Origin of the sequence: Luteitalea sp., from assembly GCF_022842525.1 — a bacterium.
GTDB lineage: Bacteria > Acidobacteriota > Vicinamibacteria > Vicinamibacterales > Vicinamibacteraceae > Luteitalea.
The window spans coordinates 13,579-38,446 of the sequence record NZ_JALHPM010000005.1 but is presented as its reverse complement, the minus strand read 5'-3'; the positions used below and the strand labels follow the sequence as shown (position 1 = coordinate 38,446).

Below are 24,868 nucleotides of genomic sequence, written 5' to 3'. Positions count from 1 at the left end.
TCATGCAGGCACTGTCCCAGATTCTCGCCATCACGCTGGTCAACGTCCGCAGCATCCCGCAGCGGCTCGGCTCGTCGATCGTGGCGGTCGTCGGCATTGCCGGCGTGGTCGTCGTGTTCGTGGCCGTGCTGTCGATCGCGCAGGGATTCCGCGCGGCGATGACCACGGCAGGAGACCCGCGAACGGCCATCATCATGCGCGCCGGCACGGACTCCGAGTTGTCGAGCATCCTGACGCGGGAAGACACGCAGCTCGTGAAGGACGCACCAGGAGTCACCCGCGGGCCCGACGGCCCCGTCGCCTCGGCCGAGTTGTTCGTCATCGTCAATCACCCGAAGCGATCGACGGGCTCGGACGCCAACGTCCCGCTGCGCGGCGTGGAGCCGGGCGCCTTCGACGTGCGGCCGCGCCTGAAGATCGTCGAAGGTCGGCGGTTCGAACCCGGACGCAACGAGATCGTCGTCGGACGCGCCGCCGCCGGGCAGTTCACCGGATTCGAGGTGGGCAAGGACGTGCGGTGGGGCGAGAACGTGTGGACCGTCGTCGGCGTCTTCGAAGCCGAGGGGGCCATCTCCGAGTCGGAGGTGTGGTGCGACGCGCGCGTGCTGCAGGGCGCCTATCGCCGCGGCGACTCGTTCCAGTCCGTGTACGTGCAGCTCGAACGCGAGGACTCGCTCGAGGCCTTCAAGGCAGCGCTGGCGGCCGATCCGCGGCTCAACGTCATGGCGCTGCGTGAGACCGACTACCTCGCCGAGCAGTCCACGGTGCTGCAGACCATCATCCGGACGGTGGGGTTCGTCATCGCGGGCCTGATGGGCATAGGCGCCGTGTTCGGGGCCATCAACACGATGTACAACGCCGTGGCCAGCCGGACGCGCGAGATCGCCACGTTGCGGGCGCTGGGCTTCGGCGCGTTGTCGATCGTCACGTCCGTCATGGCGGAGTCGGCAGTGCTCGCGCTCATCGGCGGCACGCTCGGCGGACTGCTCGCCTGGACGGTCTTCGACGGGTATCGCACGTCGACGATGAACTTCCAGTCGTTCAGCCAGGTGGCGTTCGCGTTCCGCGTTACGCCGGAACTGCTCCTCCAGGGCCTGGCGTGTGCGCTCGTCATGGGCCTGCTGGGTGGCATCCTCCCCGCGATCCGCGCCGCCCGCCTGCCGATCGTCAACGCCCTGCGGGAGTTGTAGGGTCGGTGGGCCGTCGTCGTGCGGCCCCCGGCCTTCGCAGCTCGACGTTGTCGCCTACCAGCGGTGATACGCCGGATGGCCCGGCTTCACGGCGACGAACAGGCCGCGACAGGTGGCGGTGACCCGGCCATCGGCTTCCAGAGTGGCCTCCACGGTGCAGCGATCGGCTGTGGCCTCGACGACCGCTGCCACGAGATGGAGCAGGCGGCCGGACGGGGTCGGCCGCTTCATGTCGATGGTGTAGTGCGCGGTCACGGTGCACGGTGGATGCTCGAGGCCGGCCTGCTGCATCAGGTGCCAGGCCGCCGCCCAGTTGCAGTGGCAATCGAGGATGCTGCCGATGATGCCGCCATTCACCATGCCGGGAAATGCCTCGTGGTGCGGCGATGGCATCCAGTCGGCCACCAGCGTGTCACCGTCCACGAGACTGCGAACATGCAGGCCCTGCGCGTTGGCGGGTCCGCAGCCGTAGCAGATGCTCGCCGGCGCGTACCGCTCCTGCAGGCTCTCGCTCATCGAGCGATTCTAGCGGCGTCCTCCTTTCATTCGGAATTCCGGGTTCTGAATTCCTTATGATGCTGTCTTCGGGAGGCTCCACATGAAACGACGCGAGTTCCTGGCCACGACCGGCGCGGCCGCGGTCGCATCACTCACCGGGCTGCGGGCACAACCGGCCCGGCGGCGCCTGCTCTACATCGCCCAACCCGGCATCCGGAACTATCAGCAGTACGGCGGCGTGGGCGTGCTGGTCTACGACATCGACCGCGACTACGCCTTCGTCAAGCGCATCCCCACCTGGACGGCGGCGGCGGGCGGTGAAGTCGAGAACGTCAAGGGCGTGGCCGCCAGTGCCGCCACCGGCCGCCTCTGGATCACCACCATCACGCGCCTGTTGTGCATCGATCTGGCCACCGACCGCATCCTGTGGGACGTGGCGCCGGCCGGCGGCTGCGATCGCCTGTCGGCCTCACCCGACGGACGGACGCTGTATGTCCCCTCCTTCGAGGGGCCGCACTGGAACGTCATCGATGGCCTCACCGGAGCCACGCGCACCTCGATCGTCGTCAACTCGGGCGCCCACAACACCCTCTACGACCCCGATGGCCGGCACGTCTATCTCGCCGGACTGAAGTCGCCCTGGCTGAACGTCGCAGACACCGCATCGCACACCGTGACCAGCAAGGTGGGGCCGTTCTCGGCGGCGATCCGGCCGTTCACGGTCGACGCCGCGCGGGAGCGGTGCTACGTCAACGTCAATGCGCGTCTGGGCTTCGAGGTCGGTGACCTGCGCACCGGGGCGGTCCTCCACCAGGTGGACGTCACGGGCTACCAGAAGGGCCCCGTCGCTCGGCATGGCTGTCCGAGCCACGGCATCGGCCTGACCCAGGACGGGCGGGAGATCTGGCTGTGTGACGGCCACAACCTGGCGCTGCACGTCTTCGACGCCACCGTCTCGCCGCCGAGGCAGAAGGCGAGCATTGCCCTGCGCGATCAGCCCGGGTGGATCACCTTCAGCCTCGACGGCCGCCACGCGTGGCCGTCGACCGGTGAAGTCGTGGACGTCCAGTCGAAGCAGATCATCCGACGGCTGCAGGACGAAACGGGCCGTCAGATTGGCAGCGAGAAACTGCTCGAGGTGGACTTCTCGGGGACCGCACCCGTCGCCGCGGGCGATTCCTTCGGCGTCGGCAAAGGCTAGGTGTGCCGCCTGCGGCGGGCGCCAGGAGGGAGACGCGCGACGTGGGAGAGTTCACAGCCGAGGCGATGGTCACCGAGGCACGCGCCTACGACCTGCACGCGCACCCGACGATGCAGGTGTCTCTGGTCGAGGCGACGGCACCAGCGTGGCTCTACGTGGAGGCAGCGTCCGGTGCCACGGTTGCGCATCGCATCCCTGCCGCGCCGACGATCGTGTGCATCCCGGGCGGGCAACCTCATGCCACGACCTGGCCGGCGCCGACCGCCCTCGCCACCGTGCAGGTCGCGCCGAGCACGGTGGATCGCATGACCCGCGAGTGGCTCGTCCAGCCTCCCGACTCGGCCACGGTGGCCGCCGCGCCCGTGGCCCGGGCCTACGCGCACGCGTGGTCGCTGCCGCCGACGCTTCGCCCGCTCGCCTTCTCTGCCATCCTCCCGGAGGTGCTCTTCGCGAGTGGCGGGCGGTGTCGGGACACCAGAGGACCGGGTGGTGAGCACCTCACTGGCCGGCAGGTCGGCACGGTCATCGAGCTGCTCGGTGCCCGGTTGGCCACGCCCGTCACCATCAGCGACATCGCCACGGCCCTGCGCATGAGTCCCGCCCATTTCGCCCGCAGCTTCAGGCGAACCCTGGGCGTGTCGCCCTACCGCTTCCTGCTGCTGTGGCGCTCCGCGCATGCCCAGGATCTGATTGCCCACACCGACCTGCCACTGCGCGACGTGGCACTGTTGAGCGGTCACGTGGACCAGAGCCACCTCACCCACCGGCTCCGCGCCACCACCGGCCGCACCCCGGGGCAGGTGCGTCGCAATTCGCAGGAATCTACAAGCCCCACGCGCCCCCGGACCGATAGCATCCGGCGCGACAGAAGGTGACAGGCCAGGAGCGCCCATGACGGGCACCTCCGAGGTCCGGCCCCTGTCCGAGGAGCATGCATGTCGAAGGACGCAACGTCACTGGTCGTCGATGCGGGCACCGTGAGCCCGATCGCCTTTCCGATTCCGGGGTCGACGCCGGGCGGCGTCCACGCCCAACTGCTCAATGTCGACGGCGCGCGCGGGATCGTGACGACCATCATCCACATCGCGCCTGGTGCCCGCATCCCCGCGCATGTGCATCACGAGGGCGCGGAGGCCCACTATGTACTCGAGGGCGACTTCATCAACGCCGGCCGGGTGCTCGGCCCCGGGGCGTTCGTCACGCATCCGGTCGGCGTGGTCCACGGACCGCATGAGTCCACGTCGGGCTGCCGCGTGCTCACGCTGCAAACCGCGTACGTGGACCCGGCGAAGCCTGATTTCCACATCGTCGATTGAGTCGACGCCCGGAACGGCGACAGGGCGGCGCGGGGAATGATCCCCGTGCCGCCCTGTCGTTCCTGCACCCAGTCAATGTGTCGGCGTTTCCGGCTGCCGACTGACTGGCAACTCGTCATGGAACGTGCCGTTGGTGCCGCAGGTGAACCCGTTGCCCACACGCACACAGGGCGGAAGGGGAGGACGACCGAAGACTTCAAGCCGTGAAGGCTTCACGCTTCGACCGTTCCCCTGTCCGCCCTGTCCTTTGGCCCTTCCTGCCCTTTTCGCCCGTTACATCCTGGACGACATGTCCACCTAGAAGTGGTACTTCACGACGAGCTGAATCACGCGCGCATCACCGATGGTGCTGATGATGGTGCCGAAGTTCTGGCTCTGGATGTTGCGGTCCGGCGGTCCGAAGTTGACGTTGTTGAGGACGTTGAAGGCCTCACCGCGCAACACGAAGTACTGCCGGCCGAAGGTGACCAGGCGCTTGGAGAGCGACAGGTCGACGTTGTAGTAGCCGGGCGCGCGCGCGATGCCGACACCGGCGTTGCCGAAGGTGCCGAGTGCGGCCGACTCGAAGGCCGAGCGGTTCAGCCACATGTTGATGGACTGATCGGCCGGGATCGGGTCGCCGATCAGGTTGGGCCACACTGCCGAGCGGGTCGCCTGCAGCGACGGGTTCGAGCTGTCCTGCACCGTGATCGGATAGCCATCGTGCGCCGTCATCGCGAAGCTGATGTCCCAGCCGCCGACGATCCAGTCCAGCGGCTTGCTCATCGTCGACCCGATGGCGCGGTCGCGACCGACGGGCACCTGGTAGCTGCCCGACAGCGAGAAGACATGGCGGGCGTCGAAGAACGCCGGCCCGTAGTTGGCCTCGATGTCGTAGCTGTTGACCGGGTACGCGCCTTCGGACGCCACGCCGCCCGAGCCGTAGTAACCGAGGTTGTTCGACATGGCGCGGCCGAAGGTGTAGTTGGCCACGAAGTCGAACCCGTGCCACAGGCGCTGCTTGAAGGTCGTCTGCAGCGCGTGGTAGTTGCTGCGGCCGCGCGACGCCGTCGTGCTGATGTTGGTGATCAGCGGGTTGAACTGGTAGAGCGGGCGGCGCGTCTGGATGGGCGCCCACGGGGTCACGCGCGGGTCACCGACGCCCGGCAGCGGCTGGTTGCCTTCGATCGGCGTCACGAGGTTGGACGACGTGTTGCCGACGTAGCCGATGTTGATCGACGAGCGGGCGCCGATCAGGTACTCGGCAAAGGCGTTCCACTGCTGCGTGAACTGCGGACGCAGGTTCGGATCCCACGCACGCAGCACGCCCGAGGGACGGTCGAGCGCCTGCAGACCCTCGAAGCCGGTCGAGATGGTGCCCGCACCGCCGGTGCGGTCGAAGTCGATCTGTGACTCGAAGAAGAACGGCGGATTGAGCGGCAGACGCAGGTTGGCGCCGGTGCCTTCCATGTACTGCGTGATGCCGTAGCCGCCGCGGAACACCCACTTCTCGCCCTTGCGGTAGGCGGCGCCGATGCGCGGTTCCCAGCCGTTGTAGTAGGGCTCGTAGAGGGCCCGGCTGTTGCCGTTCTGGCCGGCGAGCTGCTGCTCGGCATTGACGAGCGAGAAGTTGGCCTGGCGGTCGTCCTTCTCGACGAGCGGCGAGGTGAAGCCCCAGCGCAGACCGAGGTTCAGCGTGAGGTTGTCGCTGACCTTGTAGTCATCGGCGACGTAGAAGGCGATGCGGTCCTGCAGGTGCGTCCACGCCTCCGACAGCGAGCCACGGCCCTTGCTCGAGACCTGGTCGAGCAGGAAGTCCGCGAAGGCCACATTCGAGAACGCGCCGGTGTAGGCGATGAACCCGAGCTGCCCGTTGTTGCCCGAGTAGTAGCGGTCCATCACGTAGTGGTTCCACGACCCGCCGATCTTCAGCGTGTGACGGCCCTTCAGCCAGGTCAGACGCTCGTTGATCTGGAACACGCCGTTGTTCGTGTTGCTGCCGAGGCCGATCGTGCCGATGTTGTTGAGGTTGTTCCCCAGGCGCACCTCGGTGAGACCGGGAATCGGCTGGGCACCACCGATGCCGAGCTGGTTGTTCAACGCCCCGAGCCCACGCAGGTCGAGCGGCGCGCTGTTGAACGAGTTGTCGTTGTAGCCGATGAGCAGGTCGTTGACGATGTTGCCGCCGAAGATGCGGTTCCAGTTGGCCCCGACGCTCCAGAACGGGTTCTCCGAGAGTGACCCGTACTGCAGCGGCAGCGCCGTCTGCTCGGTGGACGCCTCGTGCGTCTGGCGCGAGTACCGGACGTAGACCTTGTCGCTGTTCGAGGCATTCCAGTCCATCTTGATGTCGAACTGGTTGGTGCGCTCCTGCGAGGCCGACTTGCCCAGATAGTTCTGGCGGAAGTCCGTGATGGCGCGCGACACGTTGGCGCGCGGGTAGAGCGCTTCGTTGGCCAGCAGATTGCGCGCGAACTGGCTGAACCGACTCACGGGAATCTGGTTGTTCGGGAACGGCTGGCCGGTCAACGGATCACGCACGACGATGTTGCTGGCGAGCAGGCTGCTCAGGTCGCCGTTGCGCCACGCATCCGGGATCACGGTGGCGAAGGAGTCGGCCGCCGGATTCTCCTGACGTCCGCCCTGGTAGTCGGCGAAGAAGAACAGCTTGCCGCGCGAGATCGGGCCGCCGATCGTGCCGCCGAAGATGTCACGCGAGAAATCCGCCTTGCGGCCGCCGGCGCGGTTGGTCGCCCACGGCGTCGCCGCCAGTTCGTTGTCGCGCCAGTAATAGAAGCCGTTGCCGCTGACGGTGTTGGTGCCCGACTTCAGCACCATGTTGACGATGGCGCCAGCGACGTTGCCCTGCTCGGGCGAGTAGTTGTTGGTCTCGACGCTGACCTGCTCGACCGCATCCGGGCTCGGCTGGTACGCAATCAGGTTGTCGATGGCGTCGTTCATGTCGACGCCGTCGAGCATGAAGTTGTTGCCCTGCTCGCGCTGGCCGTTGACGTACGGTCGGCCGCCGCCGGTGTTCTTCAGGCTGTTGAACGACGAGGGATTCGGCGTCGTCACGCCGGCGGTGAACAGGGTCGCCGTGGACAGGTTGCGGCCCTGGATCGGCAGCTTCTCGACCTGATCGCGGTCGAGCTTGGCGCCGACCACCGCATTCTCGGTCTGGAGGACCGCCCCCGTGGCCGTGACCTCGACGGCCTCGGTGAGGCTCCCGACTTCCAGGGTCGCATCGACACGGGCGGTCTGCCCGACGGCGAGCGTCACCTTGGTCTGCACCGCCTTGAACCCCTGGAGCTCCACGCGCACGCCATACGCGCCGATCGGCAGCGCGGTGATCGTGTACACGCCCGCCTCGTTCGAGACGCCGGTGTAGGCCACGCTGGTGGCCTCGTTGGTGGCCGTGACGGTGGCCCCGGGAACCGCAGCCCCCTGGGAGTCGGACACGATGCCGGTGACGGTGCCCAGGCCGACCTGCGCCCACGCAGCCGATGTCGATGCCGCGAACAGGCACAGCGCGACCAACAGCCGCACTCCCGCCCTCGTGATGATTGCTGTCATTTGGTTCCTCCGTGTGACGAAAAGATGAGGAAGAGTACGGAAGACGCGACGGAAGTTCAAGCGGCCTGGGCGGAATGGGTGGGAGCGGTTGGGAAATTTCACGCCGGTGCCATACTCTGCCTGCATGAAAGGCGAGACCTCAGCGGTCGTCGAAGCCAACGGTCATCTCATCGACTCGGGGCTGCTCAACACCATCTTCGATGCCGTCATCGCACACGAAGGGGCCTTCGAGGTCCAGCGGTTCGAGATCGGCCGCACCAACAACGACTTCTCCGAGCTCGTGCTGCGCGTCTCGGCCACCACGCCCGATGGCCTCGACCGCATCCTGGAGGCCCTGCTGCCGCTCGGCTGCGCCCCGGTCAACCAGGTGGATGCCCTCATCCGCGACGCCGACATGGACGGCGCCGTGCCGGAGGACTTCTACTCCACCACCAATCACCGCACCGCCGTCCGCGTCAGCGACCGCTGGCTCGACGTCCACCAGCAGCGCATGGACGCCATCGTCGTCATCAGCGCCGACGGGAGCCGGGCCACCTGCCGCAAGCTCCGGGACGTCCGCCGCGGCGATCGGGTCATCTGCGGCACCGACGGCATCCGCATCATCCCGGAGTTCCAGGAGCGCGACCGGCAGCACTTTGCCTTCATGGCCAACGACATCTCGTCGGAACGCCGCGTCGAGGCCACCGTGTCGCGCATCGCGCAGGTCATGCGCGACGTGCGGGCACGGGGGCAGCGCATCGTGTTCGTGGCCGGCCCGGTGGTCGTCCACACGGGCGGAGCGCCCTACTTCTCGCAGCTCATTCGGACCGGGTGGGTCGATGCGCTGCTGGCCGGCAACGCCATCGCCGTCCATGACATCGAGTCGTGCTTCTTCGGGACGTCACTCGGCGTCGACCTGATGCAGGGCGTGCCGGTGCACGAGGGCCACAAGCACCACATGAAGGCCATCAACCGGGTCAACCGCGCCGGCGGCATCGTGCCGGCCGTCGAGTCGGGCGTGCTGACGAGCGGCGTCATGTTCGACCTGGTCACCCACCGGGTGCCGTTCGTCCTGGCCGGCAGCATCCGCGACGATGGGCCGCTGCGGGACACGGTGATGGACCTGGTCGAGGCGCAGGAGCGCTATGCGGCGCTGCTCGAGGGCGCCGGGCTGGTGGTGATGCTGTCGTCGATGCTGCACGCCATCGGCGTCGGCAACATGCTGCCGTCGTGGGTCAAGGTGGTGTGCGTCGACATCAACCCCGCCGTCGTCACCAAGCTGTCCGATCGCGGGTCGGCGCAGACGGTCGGCGTGGTGACCGACGTCGGGCTGTTCCTGAAGCAGCTGGCGCTGCAGCTGGCGTCGGACACGTAGCCGTCGGACTCACCCGACGGACGCCGCGGAGACGGCCGGACACGTCCGGCAGCTACCTCTGTTCGAAGAATTCCTCGTCGGCGTAGCACCAGGCCCAGCCCTCGCCGCGTTCGAGCGACGTGACGAGCGGATGCTGCGTGGCATGGAAGTGCCGGGTCGCGTGCTTGTTCTTCGACGAGTCGCAGCAGCCGACATGGCCGCACACGAGACACAGGCGCAGGTGCACCCAGCTGTCGCCGCTCTTCAGGCATTCCTCGCAGCCGGGCGTGCGCGGCTGCGGATGCGTGTCCTGGTCACGATGTCGGCACGTGATCGCCATCGGCAGTCTCTCCCATCTCGGCATGCCCGACCGGCAGCCGTACCTGCATGACCGTGTCGCCCGGCTCGGAGTGCAGCACGCGGATGGTGCCCTGGTGCCGCCGCGCGATGCCGCGGACGATGTCGAGACCGAGGCCGGTCCCTTCCCCCTGCGGCTTGGTGGTGAAGAAGGGCTCGAAGACCTGGCGCTGGATGTCCTTCGGAATGCCTGGTCCGCTGTCGCCGATCTCGACGACGATGGCGTCGTCTTCGCGGCGGGCCCGGACCCGCAGCGTGCCCTGCTCGGCCATCGCGTCGACCGCGTTGTCGATGAGGTTGGTCCACACCTGCGTGAGCTCGCCGGCATTGGCCTGAATCGACGGCAGGTCGTCGGCGTAGTCGCGCACGATCGTCACGCCGTGCTTGAGACGCGGCGTAAACACCGTGAGCGTCCGCTCCAGGCTGTTGCGGACATCCACCGACTGCACCGGCGCCTGATCGCGGTAGGCGTACTCCTTGATGGCGCCGACCAGTTCGGCGATGCGGCTGGTCGCCTTCTCGATGTCGTCCACCAGCGTGCGCGCGCGCCACGCCATGGTGATGCGCACGAGCAGGGAGGCGGTCTGATCGGCAGGGATGCCCGCCACCAGCTGGCCGACCTCGCTCGCGTCCAGGCCGGCGTCGGCCAGGGCGACGAGCGCGTCCCGCGGCACGTCCAGGCCCGACGCCTTCGACCATTGCCGCAGCCCGCGCTCGCGGTCGGATCGGTCGAGCGGGTCGCCCCCGACGTCGGTCGCGGCGAGCCGTGCGGCCAGCGATGCGGCGGACGCGCCCGCCGCATGCGCCTGCAGGTCCGTCAGCAGCGTGCACAACTGGGCCGCGGCGCGCTGCACGGCTGCCGCCGGGTTGTTCAACTCGTGCGCGAGGCCGGCCGAGAGCTTGCCGAGCGCCATCAGCTTCTCGCGGTGCGTCTCGTTGACGGCCTGTTCGCGGATGCGGTCGGCCATCATCCAGACCAGCCGCTCGGCCACCGAGGGCAGCTCGCGCAACAGATCGGGAAAGTGGTCCTTGTGCAGCCAGGCCACGCGACTGGGCTGCACGGCCCGTCCGGTCGCCCGCAGGGTCGTCATGCGCGAGTAGGGCAACAGCCCCGCGACCTCCCCCGCATGGACGAACAGGAACGGCTCGTTGGTCTCCGGCATCAGGATGTGGATCTCGCCGGCCAGCAGCGCTCCCATCCGGTCGGCGGCGGTCCCGGCGTGGAAGAGCGCCTCGCCCGCTTCGTAGGTGCGCTCCGCCATCCGCCCGGCCAGCCACTGCCGCTGGGCATCGTCGAGATCCTCGAACACGTGGATGCCGCGCAGGGCCTCGACCAGGGGCACCGTGAAGGGATCGGACATGTCACTTCCCCGCCAGGTACTGGTGGACGAACTGGATGGCGACGGCGCCTTCACCAACACCCGAGGCTACCCGCTTGACCGAGCCACAGCGCACGTCGCCCGCCGCGAAGACGCCAGGCACACACGTCTCCAGCAGCCAGGGATCGCGCGACCGCGACCAGTTGCGGATGCGGCGGGTGCCGTCGATGCGCGGCAGGTCCGGCCCCGTGTAGATGTAGCCGCGGGCGTCCCGGGCGACGACGTCCCCCAGCCAGTCGGTGTCGGGCGCGGCGCCGATCATCACGTACAAAGAGGCGGCCTCGACGGTGCGACGTCCCTCGCCCGTCGGTGACGCGAGCTCGAGGGAACGCAGACGATCGTCGCCGTCGGCGCCGACCACACAGGTGTTCGTGAGGACCTCGATGTTGTCGCGCTGCTCGATGTTGCGAATCAGGTACTCGGACATCGACGCCGCGAGGTCGGGGCCGCGCACGAGCATGACGACGCGGCGGGCGAACTCGGCGAAATTGAGCGCCGCCTGCCCCGCCGAGTTGGCCCCGCCGACGATGTAGACGGTTTCATCCTGACAGGTGCGCGCCTCGGCCATCGAGGCGCCGTAGTAGACGCCCGCCCCGGTGAAGGTGTCGAGCTTGTCGACGTCGGAGAGCTTGCGCCACTGCACGCCCATCGCCAGCACCACGGTGTCGGCCTGCACCTCGCTGCCGTCGGCCAGCGTGAGGACCTTGTAGTCGTTGTCGACGTTGAGCCCCGTCACCGCCTGCGGGCTGACGATCTCGACTTGGAACTTGCGGGCCTGCGCCACCGCCCGGTTCGTCAGGTCGCGCCCGGAGAGACCCGCCGGGAAGCCGAGGTAGTTCTCGATCCGCGCGCTGAGGCCGGCCTGCCCGCCTGGCGCATCGCGATCGAGGAGCAGCGTCTTCAACCCCTCGGAGGCCCCGTAGACGCTCGACGTCAGGCCTGCGGGCCCGGCGCCCACCACCACGAGGTGATAGCGCTGCAGCTCGGCCCGGGTGTGCAGGTGGATGTGGCCCGCGAGAGTCGCGGTGTCGGGTCGCTCGAGCCGCGTGCCCTCTTCGGTGACCACGAACGGCAGCGTCGGCGCCGTGTCACCCGCCACGCCCTGCAGGGCGGCGCGTCCCTCTTCGGTCGCGGTGTCGTGATAGCGGAAGGGCACCCGGTTGCGGGAGAGGAACTCGCGCAGCTCGTAGGACTCGCGCGACCAGCGGTCGCCGAACAGCGCCGTCCGACGATCCTCGTGCCGGTACTCGGCCCGCCATGCCGCGAGCAGGTCGTCGAGGGGCGAGAAGAGCTCCGACGGGTTCCACGGCTTGGTGAGATACAGGTCCAGTCGGGCGCGATTGACGCCGCGAATGGCCACATCCGTGTCGGCGTAGGCCGTCAGCAGCACGCGCTTGGTGTCGGGGCTGATCTCGCGGACCTTCGTCAGCAGATCGACGCCGCCCATGCCGGGCATCCGCTCGTCGGAGAGCACCAGGGCCACGGGTTGCTGGCGGGCCTTGAGCCGGCCCATCAGGTCGAGGGCGGCGGCGCCTGACTCCACGGCCATGACCTCGTACTGACGGTCCTCCGGGATGTCGTCATCGTCGTAGTGGTCGCGCAGGTCGCGCTGGACGGCAGCGCGCACCCCGGGATCGTCGTCAACGGCGAGCAGGGCGGGAATGAGCATGTCTGGAGTTGGACCTCAGACATGGTACCTGCGTCGCAGGCAGGGACTGCCCGAACGGACGGGAAGGAGCGCAAGAGATGCCCCTTGTCCCTTGCTCGCTATCGACCAGCGACGCCGAGCAGGTTGCGGCTGAGGTAGTCGGTCATCGTATAGAAGATCATGATCCCGAAGAAGAGGAAGCCAATCGCCGCCGTCACCTGGACGAGCTTCGGGCTGTACTTCACTTCCATGAAGATCAGGATGACCAGCAGGGCCTTGGAGACGGCCACGGCCATGGCGACGGGCAGGTTGAAGTAGCCGAGGTTGACGCGCGACACGAGCACCGTGACCACGGTGAGCACCATGAGGGCGGCGAAGACGGCGTAGAGCTGGGACTTCGGTGGAATGTGGGACATGTCTCTGAATGCCGAGTGCTGAGTGCTGAATGCCGGAGGTGCGACGGATCGAAAGCCGCAGGCCCAATGCCCACGGCCGTCGCGATCACATCAGGTACAGCAACGGGAACAGGAAGATCCAGACGATGTCGACGAAGTGCCAGTACAGGCCGAACAGCTCGATCGGCGTGTACCACTCCGGCGAGAACTTGCCGCGCGCGGCCATGACGATGAGCGGCACGAGGACGAAGCCGCCGAGAATCATGTGCGTCGCGTGCAGGCCGGTCATGCCGAAGTAGAGCGAGAAGTAGATCTCCGCGCCGTTCTTCAGGGCTGCGTCGTGGAACGCGAAGTGCTCGCCCGGCACCAGATGGTGACCGAACTTGTCGGCGTACTCGACGACCTTGACGCCGAGGAAGACGCCGCCGAGGAGCAGTGTGAGCGTCAGGAACATCACCAGCTGCGAGCGCTCGCCGGTCTTGCTCGCCCGCACGGCCAGGGCCATGGTCAGCGAGCTGCCGATGAGGACCGCGGTGTTGAACAGGCCGAGCCACACGTTCAGCTCATGGCTCGCCTCGTGGAACGAGGCGTTGTACATCCACCGGTACAGGATGTACGCCATGAAGAAGCCACCGAAGAACAGCACTTCGGTGACCAGGAACATCCACATCCCGAGCATGCTGGCGTTCTGCTGCTGCTCGAGGTTGTCGAAGTGGTGCTGCAGCGCCGGGTGATGCGCGGCGTGCGACGTCGAGTGACTCACCTCAGTGCTCCTCGGGGGCGTAGTAGTACGCCGGCTTGGTCACGATCGGCGTGACCTCGAAGTTCGCGGTCGGCGGGGGCGACGTCGTCTCCCACTCCAGACCGTAGGCGCCCCACGGATTCGGGCCGGCGGGCTGGCCCTTCAGCGCCGAGTAGGTCAGGTAGACGGCGGGCAGCAGGAACCCGATGCCCAGGATCGAAGCGCCGGCCGACGACAGGATGTTGAGCACCTGCCACGACAGCTCCTCGACCGGGTAGGCGTGGTAGCGACGCGGCATGCCGAGGTAGCCGAGGACGAACTGCGGGAAGAACGTCAGGTTGAAGCCGACGAACACCAGCACCGCCGCCGTCTTGGCCCAGGCCTCCGAGTACAGCTTGCCGGTGATCTTGGGCCACCAGAAGTGGATGCCGCCGAGGTAGGCCGTGACCGACCCGCCCACCATCACGTAGTGGAAGTGCGCCACCACGAAGTAGGTGTCGTGGACGTGGATGTCGAGGCCGATGGCGGCCAGGAACAGGCCCGTCAGGCCGCCGATGGTGAACAGGCCGATGAAGCCGAGCGCGTAGAGCATCGGCGAGGCCAGCTGCACCGACCCGCGGTACAGCGTCGCCGTCCAGTTGAAGACCTTGATGGCCGAGGGAATGGCCACCAGGAAGCTCAGGATGGAGAACACCATCGCGGCGAGCACCGACTGGCTCGTCGTGAACATGTGGTGGCCCCACACCAGGAAGCCGACCAGGGCGATGCCGAGGCTGGCGATCGCCACCATCTTGTAGCCGAACACCGGCTTGCGCGAGAACGCCGCGATGACCTCGCTGATGACGCCCATGCCGGGCAGCACCATGATGTAGACGGCCGGGTGCGAGTAGAACCAGAACAGGTGCTGGTACAGCACCGGGTCGCCGCCGAGCTCGGGGTTGAAGAAGCCGAGGCCGAGCGTCCGCTCCAGCACCACCATCAGCAGCGTCACCGCGACGACCGGCGTGCCCAGGATCATGATCAGGCTGGCCGCATAGTGCGACCAGATGAACAGCGGCAGCCGATCCCACGTCATGCCGGGTGCGCGCATGGTGTGGATCGTGACGATGAAGTTCAGGCCGGTGAAGATCGACGAGAACCCGGCGATGAACGCGCCGAGGCCGGTCAGCACGACGTGCGTGTTCGAGGCCGCGGTCGAATACGGCGTGTAGAAGGTCCAGCCGGTGTCGACGCCGCCCGAAACCAGGGCCGCCACGCCGAACAGGCCGCCGGCCATGTAGAGGTACCAGCTGGCGAGGTTGATGCGCGGGAAGGCCAGGTCCTTGGCGCCGATCATCAACGGCACCAGGAAGTTGCCCAGGATGGCCGGGATGGACGGGATCAGGAAGAAGAACACCATGATCACGCCGTGCGCGGTGAAGACCTTGTTGTAGGTCTCGGCCGTCAGCAGGTCACCACGCGGCGTGGCGAGCTCCAGGCGGATCAGCATCGCGAAGATGCCCCCGATCAGGAAGAACGCCGACACCGAGTACAGGTACAGCAGCGCGATGCGCTTGTGGTCCTTCGTGAAGAACCACGACATCGGCCCGTGGGTCGCGTTCAGGTAATGGACGTCGGGCCGCGTGGGCGCGGCAGACGACTCGAGTTCGCTGGTTCTGACTTCGTGCATGGCCGTGTCCTAGTGGGTGCCCGCGGTGGCGGCGGTGTCCGACGTGCCCGGGGCGGGCGTCGCGTCCGGCTTCTCGAGCGACTTGATGTACGCGAGCAGCGACGCGAGGGCGTCCTCGCTGATCTGCCCCTGGTAGGTCGGCATCAACGGCTGGTAGCCCTGCACCATCTTGGCCTGCGGATTCAGGATCGACTCGCGCAGGTACGTCTCGTCGGCGATCACCGTGGCGCCGTTGGCCATCTGCTGCGGCTTGCCGTACACGCCGACCAGCGACGGCCCGCGGCCCTTGCCATCCTCACGGTGGCAGGTGACGCAGCCGAGCGTCGCGAACTGCTGTTCGCCGGTCGAGGTGAGCGTGCCGGCCGGCGCGCCGGCGGCCAGCCACTGCTGGTACTCGCGCGGCTCCATGGCGACGACCTTGCCGATCATCCCCGAGTGCTGCGTGCCGCAGTACTCGGCGCAGAAGAGCTGGTAGGTGCCGACCTTGTTGGCCTCGAACCACATCGTCGTGGTCTTGCCCGGGACGGCGTCCATCTTCTGGCGGAAGGCCGGGATGTAGTAGCTGTGGATGACGTCCTCGGACGAGATCAGCAGCTTGACCGGCGTGCCCACCGGGACGTGGAGCTGGTTGATCTCCCGGTGCCCGGTCAGGTGCTGGGCCTTCCACATCCAGCGCTTGCCGATGATGTACACCTCCATCGCCTCGGCCGGCGGCTTGGCCATGGCGAAGTAGACGCTCGTGCCCCACACGAACATCACCATCGAGATGAGGAGCGGGATCGCCGTCCAGATCACCTCGAGCGCGGTGCTGCCGTGGATGTTCGCGCCGACGTCGTCGGCCTTGCGGCGCCGGTACTTCAGCGCCAGCACGACGACGAGGGTCGCGACCAGCACCGTGAAGAACACGGTGACCGCGAGCATGAAGAAGTACAGGTTGTCGACGCGACCTGCCAGCGTGGACCCCTGCGCGGGGAAGAGTGTGAAGGTGCCGCCCATGTCTCTGACTTACGCCTTGTGTGAAGCGCCCGGCGGCACACCCACCGGGGCACCGCCGTACAGGCCGCGACGCTCACGGCGCCGCAGGACCACCCATCCCGTCACCATCGCGAGCACGAACAGCACGCCCGCCGTCCGCACCAGCCGCATCGCCATCAGCCCGTACGTCCCCGTGGCGGGGTCGTAGTGATAGCAGTACAGCAGCACGGTGTCGATCGGTGACGCGATCTTCCGATCGTTGGCCTCGACGATCCCGAGCCGCAGATCGCGGGGCGCGAAATCGATCCCGAACAGGTACCGCGCAATCCGACCGTCCGGCGTCAGGATCGACAGCCCCGCCGCATGCGCGTACTGGTCGGTCTTCTCGTCGTACGTGTACGAGAAGCCCACCGTCTGCGCCAGGCGATCGATGTCCGCCTTCCGCCCCGTCAGGAAATGCCAGGACCCGGCCGTCTCCTCGCGGTCGTAGTGGGCGACATACGTCGCCTTCTTCGCCGCGGCCAACCCGGGGCCCTCGCCCGGATCGATGCTGACCACGACCACCTCGAACTCCTGCCCGGCGGTGAAGTTGAGGCCCTTGAGCCCGGCCGTCATGCCCGACAGCACCTGCGTGCAGAGCATCGGGCACTCGTAGTAGGCCAGCGCCAGCACCACCGGACGCGTCCCGAAGTAGTCGCCGAGACGCACGGCCTTGCCGGTCTCGTCGACGAACGGGAGATCGGCCGGGACCTGGTCGCCCAGGCGCTGCGCGTACGTCACCCCCTCGAGCGCCTTCGGCTTGCGATCCGACGGCGCGCTCGCCTCCGACTGGACACGGCCCTGCCCGGCGGCCGGCCACACGCCCACCGTCGCGACCACGAGGGTCGCCAGTGCCGCGCGCCGGAGAATGCCGAGTGCGTCCATGTCTGCGTCCACTTCCTGAGCGGGCGCCTGGCCAGGCTGCGAACAGCCGACCGTGCGCCCTAGTTGCCGCCCGGGGCCGGAGCCGCCGGGGCCGTGCCATCTGCCGCGGGAACCGCGTCAGCTGCCGGATCCACCACCTCTGCCGGCGCGGCTGTCACGGGCAGGCCACGCTCGAGCAACAACTGCTTGGCCCGCTCGATCGGCAGGCGCACGACGCCGCCGTCCTTGTCCACCCACCCATACGTGGTGGCCGCCGTCAGCTGGCGGGCACGGTACTCGTTGAGCCACTGCGGCTCGTTGGTCAACAGCTTCGGACCGGCGGGCTGTCGGCCCCTGCCCTCCATCGCGTTGGCCTTGTCCATCAGGGGCTGGCTCGCCACGTCGACGACGCCGCGGCCTTCGTTGATCTTCGAGATCGACGTGTCCGCCGCCCGCGCCCGGCGGTCGAGCATCCGGTAGGTGCCGTAGATCACGCTCGACACCACCACCAGGATGACGACGAAGCCGATGGTCAGCTTGCCGACGCCATCGAGCGAGATGTCGGTCGTCTCGTGGTTGAGCGGCCCTGCGCCGTCATCCCCGTGCGAACTGTGGTGATGCTGATCAGTGGCCATCGGCCAACGCCTCCGGGAGATACGGATCGCCGACCGGCAACACGGCCCGGCCCTTCAGCAGGTAGCAGAACGCGCCCACCCACAGGCCGAACACGCCGAGCACGGCCGCGATGTCCATCCAGTGCACACCGAACGCTCCCTGCTTGACCCACGGAGCAATCAGCCAGAACACGTCGAGGAACCGCATCACGAGCATGAAGCACGCCACCGCCACCAGTCGCCTGGTCGTCCGCTTGTTCGAGCGGAACAGCAGCAGCAGCCACGGCAACACGAAGTGACCGGCCACCACCACGAGCGTCACCCCCTGCCACCCGTCGCCGAAGCGACGCAGGTAGTAGGGAATCTCCTCGGGCAGGTTGGCCGACCAGATGATCAGGAACTGCGAGTACGACAGGTACGCCCACAGCATGATGAAGGCGTAGAGCAGCGTGCCGTAGTCGTGGAACCGGTCGGTCGACAGCGCCTTGGCGACGTTGGCGTTGTTGTGCAGCAGCGCGGCGACGACGATCGAGAAGGCCAGCGCGGTCAGCGCCATGCCGACGAGGAACCAGAGGCCGAACAGCGTCGAGAACCAGTGCGCGTCGAGCGACATCACCCAGTCCACCGACGCGAACGTGACCGTCAGCCCGAGGATCAGCACGCCGGGGCCGCTGATCTTGTTGAAGCGGTCCAGCGGGAAGCGCTCGGTGTCCTGCTGCGCCGACCAGCGCGCCAGCATCAGCGCCAGGAACGACCAGACCACGAAGTAGACGACGGCCCGGATGATGAAGCCGGACTGGTTCAGGTACGGCGCCTTGTGCCGCAGGATCGCGTCGTTGGCGACCACGTCGGCGTGCGACCAGTGGTAGAGGTCGTGGATGCCGAAGATGATCGGCAGGAACAGCACCGCCATCAGCGGCAACGTCCGCGACGAGGCCTCGAACGTGCGACGCAGCGCCAGACTCCAGCGCCCGCCCGACAGGTGGTGAATCATCAGCAGCGCCAAGCTGCCGATCGGGATGCCGAGCACGAAGACGTAGCCGAGCAGGTACGACTTGTAGAACTGGGCGTGGTCGCTCGCGAAGCCGACGGCCATGCCGAGCAGGCCGACGAGCCCGAGACCGAGGCCCACCTTCTGCAGCGTGTCGATCTGCGGCGGCGCCTGGAAGTGGTCCGGGTTGAGATTGGGCTCAGTCATGCGCGGCCCCTCCTCCGTGGGACGCTTCGGGAGCAGCCGCGGGCGCACCGCCGTCGAGCGTGCCGCGGTCCGCCGCCGGCACGTCGTCGATGGTGCCGGCCTGGGCGAGCTGCAGCGCGCGGATGTAGGCGGCGATGGCCCAGCGATCCGCCGGGGCGACCTGCGCCGAGTAGTCCGGCATCTGGCCGAAGCCGTTGGTGATCACGTCGTAGAAGTACCCGATGCCCATGTTGCGCAGGCGCGGGTCGTGGTACGACGCGGGCCGCTTGTAGCCCCGCTGCACGATGGTGCCGTTGCCGTCGCCGAGCGTCGAGTGGCACGGCGCGCAGTAGATGTTGTAGCGCTGCTGGCCGCGGTCGAGCAGGGCCTTGTCGACGGTGATTTGCGCCGGCAGCGTGTGCACGACCTCGCCGTCGACCTTGCCCGTGTAGTACACGTCGTCCTCGCGCAGGTTGCCGCGGGCGACGGTGCCTTCCGGAATCGGGCGCATGGCGCGCTTGTCGGCGAAGAAGTCGCTCTCTTCGAGCGCCTCGTACCGCGGCGTGTCGTGCATGTCCTGCCGACACCCGGTGATGAGGGCGGCGGACAGCAGCACGACGGCCAGTGCGGCGCGGCTGGGAGGGACGGCTCGCCGAGCCGTCCGCGCGTGGGTCAGTGCGATCGCCATGGCTACGCGTTCACCTCGTTGATCGCCTTCGGGTGCAGCCCCTCGAGGAACGCCCGCGTGCGAGCGACGTCGAAGCGCGGGTCCGTGGACTCGATGCACAGGAAGAAGCCCGTGCTCGACGCCGTCTTGCGAAAGGCCTCGACGTTGAACACCGGGTGGTAGTGCATCGGCAGCCCGTTGAGCGCCAGCATGCCGCCGGCCGTCGCCAGGGCGGCGAGCAGAATCGTCGTCTCGTAGGTCGGAATCGAGAAGGCCACCCAGCTGTTGAGCGGACGCCCGCCGATGTTCAGCGGGTAGTCGATCACCGACGTCCAGTAACAGAGCGAGAAGCCCCCGAGGAAGCCGAGGACCCCGCCCGTGAAGGTCATCTTCTGCACGCGGCGGTCGTCGTGGCCGAGCGCTTCGGCCAGGCCGTGGATCGGCGCCGCGGTATAGGCATCCATCTGCCGGTAGCCGTCGGCGTAGGCCGCCTTGGCCGCACGGACCAGCTCGGTGCCATCGGCGAACTCCGCCATCACGCCATGCAGCGCGGGCGCCTGCTGCACCTCAGCCATGGTGACCGTCCCCCTTGGCGTGAGCAGCCGGCGTCAGCGTGCGGACCTCGAAGATCGAAATCATGGGCAGCACACGGATGAAGAGATAGAACAGGGTCAGGAACAGGCCCATCGTGCCGATGAACGTGCTCCAGTCCCACACCGTCGGGTAGTACATCCCCCACGAGCTGGGCAGGTAGTCGCGGTGCAGCGACGTCACGACGATGACGAAGCGCTCGAGCCACATGCCGACGTTGACCGCCATGCAGACGCCGAAGAGCGGCAGCACGGAGGTGCGGATCTTCTTCGACCACAGCAGCTGGGGCACGACACCGTTGCAGAAGATCAGCGCCCAGTAGTAGCCGGCGTACGGGCCGTTCATGCGGTTGGTGATCATGAACTGCTCGAACTGGTTGGCGCTGTACCAGCCGAAGAACGCCTCCATGCAGTAGCCGTAGAAGACGATCAGGCCGGTGGCCAGCGTCACCTTGGCCATGTTGTCGATGTGCCGCTCGGTGATGAAGTCGTGCAGGCCGTAGATGGCGCGCATCGGGATCATCAGGGTCAGCACCATCGCGAAGCCGGCGTAGATGGCGCCAGCGACGAAGTACGGCGGGAAGATCGTCGCGTGCCAGCCCGGGATGACCGAGACGGCGAAGTCGAAGCTCACGACCGTGTGCACGGAGAGCACCAGCGGGGTGCTGAGACCGGCCAGCATGAGCGAGGCGGTCTCATAGCGCTGCCAGTGCAGGGCCGACCCGCGCCAGCCGAGCGCGAACAGGCCGTACAGGCGCTGGGCGATCGGCGACTTGGCCCGATCGCGCATCGTCGCCAGGTCGGGAATGAGGCCGACGTACCAGAACACGATCGAGACGGTGGCGTAGGTGGAGACCGCGAACACGTCCCAGATGAGCGGGCTGCGGAAGTTCGGCCACAGCGCCATCGTGTTGGGGTAGGGCAACAGCCAGTAGGCCGCCAGCCAGGGACGACCGGTGTGGAAGATCGGGAAGATGGCCGCGCAGGCGACGGCAAAGACCGTCATCGCCTCGGCGGCGCGGTTGATCGAGGTCCGCCAGTGCTGCCGGAACAGCATGAGGATGGCCGAGATCAGCGTGCCGGCGTGACCGATGCCGATCCACCAGACGAAGTTGATGATGGCAAAGCCCCAGCCGACCGGGTTGTTGAGACCCCAGATGCCCGTGCCCTTGAAGAGCAGGTACGTGATCGAGACCAGCAGCAGCTGCAGGACGCTGAAGCCGATCAGGAATCCGATGAACCAGCTGAAGGGCGTACGCCCCGTGATGATCCCGGCGATCTTGTCTGAGATCGACCCGAAGTTGTGCCCTGGCGCCAGATAGCGCGCTCCCGGGACTTCTTCCTTCGCGTGGTCTAGCACGGTTGCCTCGCGTCCTGTCCTGAATGCCGCATCAGCGGCCGGGCGCCTCGCGGGCGCGCCAGCCACATGTTGTTCCTAGTGCGTTGCTGCCCCGGATTCGGCGGCCTTGCCGCTCGCCCCGGAGCCGTCGCCCGCCGCGCCCGTCGCAGGCGCGTGCCCACCGCCATGCGCTGGCACGTGAGCCGCCTCCGGAGAGAGCACCGGGTTGGGATTGCGCACCGCCGCCAGGTACGTCGTGCGGGGCCGCGTGTTGAGATCCTCGAGCAGGCCGTAGTTGCGCGGCTCCTTGCGCAGCTTGGCGACGCGGCTCTCGGGGTCGTTCAGGTCACCGAAGTGGATGGCCTGGGTCGGGCAGGCGCTCTGGCACGCGGTGCGCACCTCGCCGTCGCGGATGCGCCGGTCCTCGACCTTGGCCGTGATGCGCGCCGAGTTGATGCGCTGCACGCAGTAGGTGCACTTCTCCATCACGCCGCGGCTGCGCACCGTGACTTCCGGGTTGCGCGCCATCTTGAGGGCCTTGGTATCCCAGTCGGCGTAGAGCAGGAAGTTGAACCGCCGCACCTTGTAGGGGCAGTTGTTGGCGCAGTAGCGCGTGCCCACGCAGCGGTTGTAGACCATGTCGTTCAACCCCTCCTGGTTGTGCACCGTCGCGGCGACGGGACACACCACCTCGCACGGTGCGTTCTCGCACTGCATGCAGGTGAGGGGCTGATCGTGGACCGTGGGGTTGTCGAGGTCGCCCTCGTAGTAGCGGTCGATGCGAATCCAGTGCATCTCGCGCCCCGTGGCGACCTGCTGCTTGCCCACGACGGGGATGTTGTTCTCCGACACGCACGCCACGACGCAGGCATTGCAGCCGTCGCAGGCGTTGAGGTCGATGATCATGCCCCACTTGTAGCCGTCGTACTGCCACTCGTTCCCATGCAGCGTGTCCTCGTACTTGGGGACATGCGTCATGTGCTGCGCGAAGGTGGGCTCGGCCTTGTACACCGGGAGCGCGGCGGTGCGGACGACCGCACGCTGCTCCATGTTGAAGTGCATCTGCGTGCTGGCGATCGTGTACGTATCGCCCGTCGCCTGCACCTGCGCCCCGAGTGCGAAGAAGGGCGCCGTCGACCGCCGCACCAGGTTCGCGTTGTAGCCGATGCCCGTCGCCACCCGGCCCGCACGCGTCCGGCCGTAGCCGAGCTGCAGGTTGACCGACTGATCCGGATGCCCGACCTGCACCCACACCGGGCCCGTCACCGAGCGGCCGTTGAGGGTGACCGTGGCCACCGTGGCCTGGTACTTCGTCATCTTCTGCGCCGCGATGCCGAGGGCCTCGGCGGTGCGCGGGCTCATGATGATGACGTTGTCCCAGGTCACCTTGTTGAGCGGCTTGGGTAGTTCCTGCAGCCAGGGATTGTTCGCGAAACGCCCGTCGTGCACGCTCGCGTCGGCGCTGAAGGTGACTTCGAGGGCGTCCGCGGCCGGAGCCGTCGGAGCCGCGGGCACGGCGGCCGGCGCGCCGAGGGCCACCGGGGCCGCGGCCGTCCCCGTGATGAAGCCATCGTGCACGGCGCGACGCCAGAATTTGTCGAAGCTGGCAAACGCCGCGCCGTCGGGCGCCGTGAACGCCCCGGCGCCGAAGGCGTTCTCCCAGTAGCCCTTGAGCGTCTCGAACGCGGTGGCCGCCGGGTTGTCGCCAAAGGCGGCGAGCACTTCGTGCGCGCTGCGCGCCGTGTCGTACAGCGGGTTGATCAGCGGCTGCGTGATCGACACCGTGCCGTCGGCGGCACGCAGGTCGCTCCAGCTCTCGAGGTAGTGCGCCAGCGGCACGTGCCACTGGCAGAGCTCGGCGGTCTCGTCGGCGTAGAGGCCGGCATGGACGCGCACGGCCACCTTCTGCAACTGGTCGGCGAACCCGAGGTCCACAGGCGTGTCGTACACCGGGTTGGCGTCGAGCACCAGGAGCAGGTCGACCTTGCCGGCCGCCATGTCGCCCACCAGTTCGCCGAGCGCGCCGGTCCGGCCCTCGACGCGTGCGGCCTGCGACGGGAAGTAGTTCACCGTCGAGCCCACCGCCCCGAGCGCCTGGTTCATGGCCGCAGCCAGCACCTGCACGGCCGCCGACTGCTGATCGCCCGCGACGACGAGCGCCTTCGCGCCAGCCGCCTGCAGGTCGGCCGCCACGGCGTCGATCCAGGCCTGCGTCACCTTCGGCGGCAGCGGACCCGCCGCCACGCCAGCCACGCCCAGCTTGGCGGCGGCCGCGCGCGCCACGCCGTCCACGTCGACGGCACGCACCGGGAGGCGGTGGTCGGCCTTCGTGCCGGTGTTGCTCGTGCGGCTCTCCACCATGTAGAGCCGGTTCATCGTCGTCGCGCCGTTCTCGAGGCGGCGACGGTCGACGAAGGTCCGGGCGTTGCGAATCTCGCCGGGGCCGCAGTCCATGAAGTCGCCGTCGAGCGACAGGATCACGTCGGCGTTCTCGAGCGACAGGACCGGCTCGACGCGCTGGCCGAAGGCCGCGGCCAGGGCCTCGACGACGCCGTCACGCCCGACGGGCTCGTACTGGATCCAGCGCGCTTCCGGATAGATGTTGAGGACCGCCTCGATCTGCGACAGCAGCGTCGGCGAGGTGATGGTGCCCGTCAGGATGCGGAATCCCGCGCCACCCACCGCCTGCTGCGCCACGAGGGCGCCGGCCATCGCGGCCTGGTAGTCGGTGAAGGAACGAATCTCGCCGCGATACGTCAACGACTGCGAGCGGTCGGGATCGTACAACCCGAGAATCGAGGCCTGGGCGTAGCGGCTGGTGCCGCCGCCGGCCGGATGCTCCGGGTTGGGCTCGATCTTGATCGGGCGTCCGTGATGACTCACGGCGAGCACCGGCTCCGCGTAGCCATCGCGCGGCATGGACGTCGCGAACAGCTGCGTCTTGCCGGGGACGTAACCCTCGGGCGGGGTCACGTAGGGAACGATGTGCTCGGTCGGCTGGCGGGTACAGCCCGTCACGCCAGCCAGCGCGAGCGAGGCCCCCATCAGCTTCAGGAACTGTCGCCGCCCCGCGGGATCGCTCCATTCCGCCGCGTTCTCGGGGAACTCGCGCTGCAGGTACTGCTGGAACTCCGGGGTCTCGGCAACCTCGTCCAGGCTGCGCCAGAACGTGGGACCCGAAGCCGAGGCGAGCCGGGCGCGGATGGCCGACAGATCGATATCACTCATGGTTCGCAACGGAGGCTGACGGCCCCGGGCCGGCAGCGGGCAGACGACCACGCGGGACGACCGTACCCAGTCGTCACGCACGCACTCCCGGACAT

Annotated in this window: 21 protein-coding genes; 5 read left to right on the top strand and 16 right to left on the bottom strand. The window is 67.9% G+C overall.

Annotation, left to right across the window (positions count from 1 at the left end):
• The first annotated feature begins 2 nt into the window (after positions 1 to 2).
• Entirely contained in the window at positions 3 to 1,190 is a 1,188-nt protein-coding gene (locus tag Q0C41_RS02115) for an ABC transporter permease (RefSeq protein ID WP_291980794.1), read from the top strand.
• 54 nt (positions 1,191 to 1,244) lie between these two features.
• Here the strand turns inward: Q0C41_RS02115 and Q0C41_RS02110 are convergent, their stop codons facing one another.
• Positions 1,245 to 1,706, bottom strand: coding sequence for a PaaI family thioesterase (locus Q0C41_RS02110; protein ID WP_291980793.1), 462 nt, complete (start codon positions 1,704 to 1,706; stop codon positions 1,245 to 1,247).
• 82 nt (positions 1,707 to 1,788) lie between these two features.
• Here Q0C41_RS02110 and Q0C41_RS02105 point away from each other — a divergent pair, with 82 nt between their 5' ends.
• The 3 genes from Q0C41_RS02105 to Q0C41_RS02095 are packed head-to-tail and all read left to right on the top strand — an operon-like array spanning position 1,789 to position 4,205.
• Entirely contained in the window at positions 1,789 to 2,889 is a 1,101-nt protein-coding gene (locus Q0C41_RS02105; protein WP_291980792.1) for a hypothetical protein, read from the top strand.
• A 41-nt stretch (positions 2,890 to 2,930) separates the two neighbouring features.
• A complete protein-coding gene (locus tag Q0C41_RS02100) occupies positions 2,931 to 3,764 on the top strand; it encodes an AraC family transcriptional regulator (RefSeq protein ID WP_291980791.1) in 834 nt (277 codons plus the stop codon).
• 60 nt (positions 3,765 to 3,824) lie between these two features.
• The gene (locus Q0C41_RS02095; protein ID WP_291980790.1) at positions 3,825 to 4,205 is read left to right on the top strand and encodes a cupin domain-containing protein; all 381 of its coding nucleotides are present in this window, start codon (positions 3,825 to 3,827) and stop codon (positions 4,203 to 4,205) included.
• A 297-nt stretch (positions 4,206 to 4,502) separates the two neighbouring features.
• Here the strand turns inward: Q0C41_RS02095 and Q0C41_RS02090 are convergent, their stop codons facing one another.
• Complete coding sequence (locus Q0C41_RS02090; protein ID WP_291980789.1) at positions 4,503 to 7,757, bottom strand: TonB-dependent receptor; 3,255 nt, start codon at positions 7,755 to 7,757, stop codon at positions 4,503 to 4,505.
• A gap of 124 nt (positions 7,758 to 7,881) precedes the next feature.
• On the opposite strand from Q0C41_RS02090, the gene Q0C41_RS02085 reads away from it, so the two are divergent.
• Positions 7,882 to 9,111: a TIGR00300 family protein gene (locus Q0C41_RS02085; protein ID WP_291980788.1), complete on the top strand. Its 1,230-nt coding sequence runs from the start codon at positions 7,882 to 7,884 to the stop codon at positions 9,109 to 9,111.
• A 52-nt stretch (positions 9,112 to 9,163) separates the two neighbouring features.
• Here Q0C41_RS02085 and Q0C41_RS02080 read toward each other — a convergent pair whose 3' ends face one another.
• The 14 genes from Q0C41_RS02080 to Q0C41_RS02015 all read right to left on the bottom strand — a co-directional run bounded on the left by Q0C41_RS02080 (position 9,164) and on the right by Q0C41_RS02015 (position 24,773).
• Positions 9,164 to 9,430, bottom strand: a complete 267-nt coding sequence (locus Q0C41_RS02080) for a UBP-type zinc finger domain-containing protein (protein ID WP_291980787.1) — start codon at positions 9,428 to 9,430, stop codon at positions 9,164 to 9,166.
• Positions 9,405 to 10,808 (bottom strand): ATP-binding protein, encoded by a 1,404-nt coding sequence (locus Q0C41_RS02075; RefSeq protein ID WP_291980786.1) that lies wholly within the window; start codon positions 10,806 to 10,808, stop codon positions 9,405 to 9,407. The genes Q0C41_RS02080 and Q0C41_RS02075 overlap by 26 nt, the downstream gene beginning before the upstream one ends.
• Position 10,809: 1 nt before the next feature.
• Positions 10,810 to 12,495 (bottom strand): FAD-dependent oxidoreductase, encoded by a 1,686-nt coding sequence (locus Q0C41_RS02070; RefSeq protein ID WP_291980785.1) that lies wholly within the window; start codon positions 12,493 to 12,495, stop codon positions 10,810 to 10,812.
• 98 nt (positions 12,496 to 12,593) lie between these two features.
• Positions 12,594 to 12,890, bottom strand: coding sequence for a cytochrome C oxidase subunit IV family protein (locus Q0C41_RS02065; RefSeq protein WP_291980784.1), 297 nt, complete (start codon positions 12,888 to 12,890; stop codon positions 12,594 to 12,596).
• Between the two features lie 85 nt (positions 12,891 to 12,975).
• Positions 12,976 to 13,632, bottom strand: coding sequence for a cytochrome c oxidase subunit 3 (locus Q0C41_RS02060; RefSeq protein WP_291980783.1), 657 nt, complete (start codon positions 13,630 to 13,632; stop codon positions 12,976 to 12,978).
• Position 13,633: 1 nt separating this feature from the next.
• Positions 13,634 to 15,193 (bottom strand): cytochrome c oxidase subunit I, encoded by a 1,560-nt coding sequence (gene ctaD / locus Q0C41_RS02055; protein WP_367079086.1) that lies wholly within the window; start codon positions 15,191 to 15,193, stop codon positions 13,634 to 13,636.
• Between the two features lie 96 nt (positions 15,194 to 15,289).
• Positions 15,290 to 16,276 carry a cytochrome c oxidase subunit II gene (coxB, locus tag Q0C41_RS02050; protein WP_291980781.1) on the bottom strand — a complete coding sequence of 329 codons (987 nt, stop codon included), beginning with the start codon at positions 16,274 to 16,276 and terminating at the stop codon, positions 15,290 to 15,292.
• Positions 16,277 to 16,285: 9 nt separating this feature from the next.
• On the bottom strand, positions 16,286 to 17,179 hold the full coding sequence (locus tag Q0C41_RS02045; RefSeq protein ID WP_291980780.1) for an SCO family protein: 894 nt from the start codon (positions 17,177 to 17,179) through the stop codon (positions 16,286 to 16,288).
• 59 nt (positions 17,180 to 17,238) lie between these two features.
• A complete protein-coding gene (locus tag Q0C41_RS02040; RefSeq protein WP_291980779.1) occupies positions 17,239 to 17,793 on the bottom strand; it encodes a hypothetical protein in 555 nt (184 codons plus the stop codon).
• On the bottom strand, positions 17,783 to 18,970 hold the full coding sequence (locus Q0C41_RS02035) for a hypothetical protein (protein WP_291980778.1): 1,188 nt from the start codon (positions 18,968 to 18,970) through the stop codon (positions 17,783 to 17,785). The genes Q0C41_RS02040 and Q0C41_RS02035 overlap by 11 nt, the downstream gene beginning before the upstream one ends.
• Positions 18,963 to 19,637, bottom strand: coding sequence for a cytochrome c (locus tag Q0C41_RS02030; protein WP_291980777.1), 675 nt, complete (start codon positions 19,635 to 19,637; stop codon positions 18,963 to 18,965). The genes Q0C41_RS02035 and Q0C41_RS02030 overlap by 8 nt, the downstream gene beginning before the upstream one ends.
• A 2-nt stretch (positions 19,638 to 19,639) precedes the next feature.
• Positions 19,640 to 20,191 carry a DUF3341 domain-containing protein gene (locus Q0C41_RS02025; protein ID WP_291980776.1) on the bottom strand — a complete coding sequence of 184 codons (552 nt, stop codon included), beginning with the start codon at positions 20,189 to 20,191 and terminating at the stop codon, positions 19,640 to 19,642.
• Positions 20,184 to 21,566 carry an NrfD/PsrC family molybdoenzyme membrane anchor subunit gene (nrfD, locus tag Q0C41_RS02020; protein WP_291980775.1) on the bottom strand — a complete coding sequence of 461 codons (1,383 nt, stop codon included), beginning with the start codon at positions 21,564 to 21,566 and terminating at the stop codon, positions 20,184 to 20,186. The genes Q0C41_RS02025 and nrfD overlap by 8 nt, the downstream gene beginning before the upstream one ends.
• Positions 21,567 to 21,641: 75 nt before the next feature.
• Positions 21,642 to 24,773 carry a TAT-variant-translocated molybdopterin oxidoreductase gene (locus Q0C41_RS02015; RefSeq protein WP_291980774.1) on the bottom strand — a complete coding sequence of 1,044 codons (3,132 nt, stop codon included), beginning with the start codon at positions 24,771 to 24,773 and terminating at the stop codon, positions 21,642 to 21,644.
• Positions 24,774 to 24,868: the final 95 nt, after the last annotated feature.

What these genes read in the sequence shown, in the direction of transcription:
- Q0C41_RS02115 (WP_291980794.1), top strand. Translation starts at nt 3, where the DNA reads ATGCAGGCACTGTCCCAGATTCTCGCCATCACGCTGGTCAACGTCCGC.
- Q0C41_RS02110 (WP_291980793.1), bottom strand. Translation starts at nt 1,706, where the DNA reads ATGAGCGAGAGCCTGCAGGAGCGGTACGCGCCGGCGAGCATCTGCTAC.
- Q0C41_RS02105 (WP_291980792.1), top strand. Translation starts at nt 1,789, where the DNA reads ATGAAACGACGCGAGTTCCTGGCCACGACCGGCGCGGCCGCGGTCGCA.
- Q0C41_RS02095 (WP_291980790.1), top strand. Translation starts at nt 3,825, where the DNA reads ATGTCGAAGGACGCAACGTCACTGGTCGTCGATGCGGGCACCGTGAGC.
- Q0C41_RS02090 (WP_291980789.1), bottom strand. Translation starts at nt 7,757, where the DNA reads ATGACAGCAATCATCACGAGGGCGGGAGTGCGGCTGTTGGTCGCGCTG.
- Q0C41_RS02085 (WP_291980788.1), top strand. Translation starts at nt 7,882, where the DNA reads ATGAAAGGCGAGACCTCAGCGGTCGTCGAAGCCAACGGTCATCTCATC.
- Q0C41_RS02080 (WP_291980787.1), bottom strand. Translation starts at nt 9,430, where the DNA reads ATGGCGATCACGTGCCGACATCGTGACCAGGACACGCATCCGCAGCCG.
- Q0C41_RS02075 (WP_291980786.1), bottom strand. Translation starts at nt 10,808, where the DNA reads ATGTCCGATCCCTTCACGGTGCCCCTGGTCGAGGCCCTGCGCGGCATC.
- Q0C41_RS02070 (WP_291980785.1), bottom strand. Translation starts at nt 12,495, where the DNA reads ATGCTCATTCCCGCCCTGCTCGCCGTTGACGACGATCCCGGGGTGCGC.
- Q0C41_RS02065 (WP_291980784.1), bottom strand. Translation starts at nt 12,890, where the DNA reads ATGTCCCACATTCCACCGAAGTCCCAGCTCTACGCCGTCTTCGCCGCC.
- ctaD (WP_367079086.1), bottom strand. Translation starts at nt 15,193, where the DNA reads ATGTCGTGGTTCTTCACGAAGGACCACAAGCGCATCGCGCTGCTGTAC.
- coxB (WP_291980781.1), bottom strand. Translation starts at nt 16,276, where the DNA reads ATGGGCGGCACCTTCACACTCTTCCCCGCGCAGGGGTCCACGCTGGCA.
- Q0C41_RS02045 (WP_291980780.1), bottom strand. Translation starts at nt 17,179, where the DNA reads ATGGACGCACTCGGCATTCTCCGGCGCGCGGCACTGGCGACCCTCGTG.
- Q0C41_RS02040 (WP_291980779.1), bottom strand. Translation starts at nt 17,793, where the DNA reads ATGGCCACTGATCAGCATCACCACAGTTCGCACGGGGATGACGGCGCA.
- Q0C41_RS02035 (WP_291980778.1), bottom strand. Translation starts at nt 18,970, where the DNA reads ATGACTGAGCCCAATCTCAACCCGGACCACTTCCAGGCGCCGCCGCAG.
- Q0C41_RS02030 (WP_291980777.1), bottom strand. Translation starts at nt 19,637, where the DNA reads ATGGCGATCGCACTGACCCACGCGCGGACGGCTCGGCGAGCCGTCCCT.
- Q0C41_RS02025 (WP_291980776.1), bottom strand. Translation starts at nt 20,191, where the DNA reads ATGGCTGAGGTGCAGCAGGCGCCCGCGCTGCATGGCGTGATGGCGGAG.
- Q0C41_RS02015 (WP_291980774.1), bottom strand. Translation starts at nt 24,773, where the DNA reads ATGAGTGATATCGATCTGTCGGCCATCCGCGCCCGGCTCGCCTCGGCT.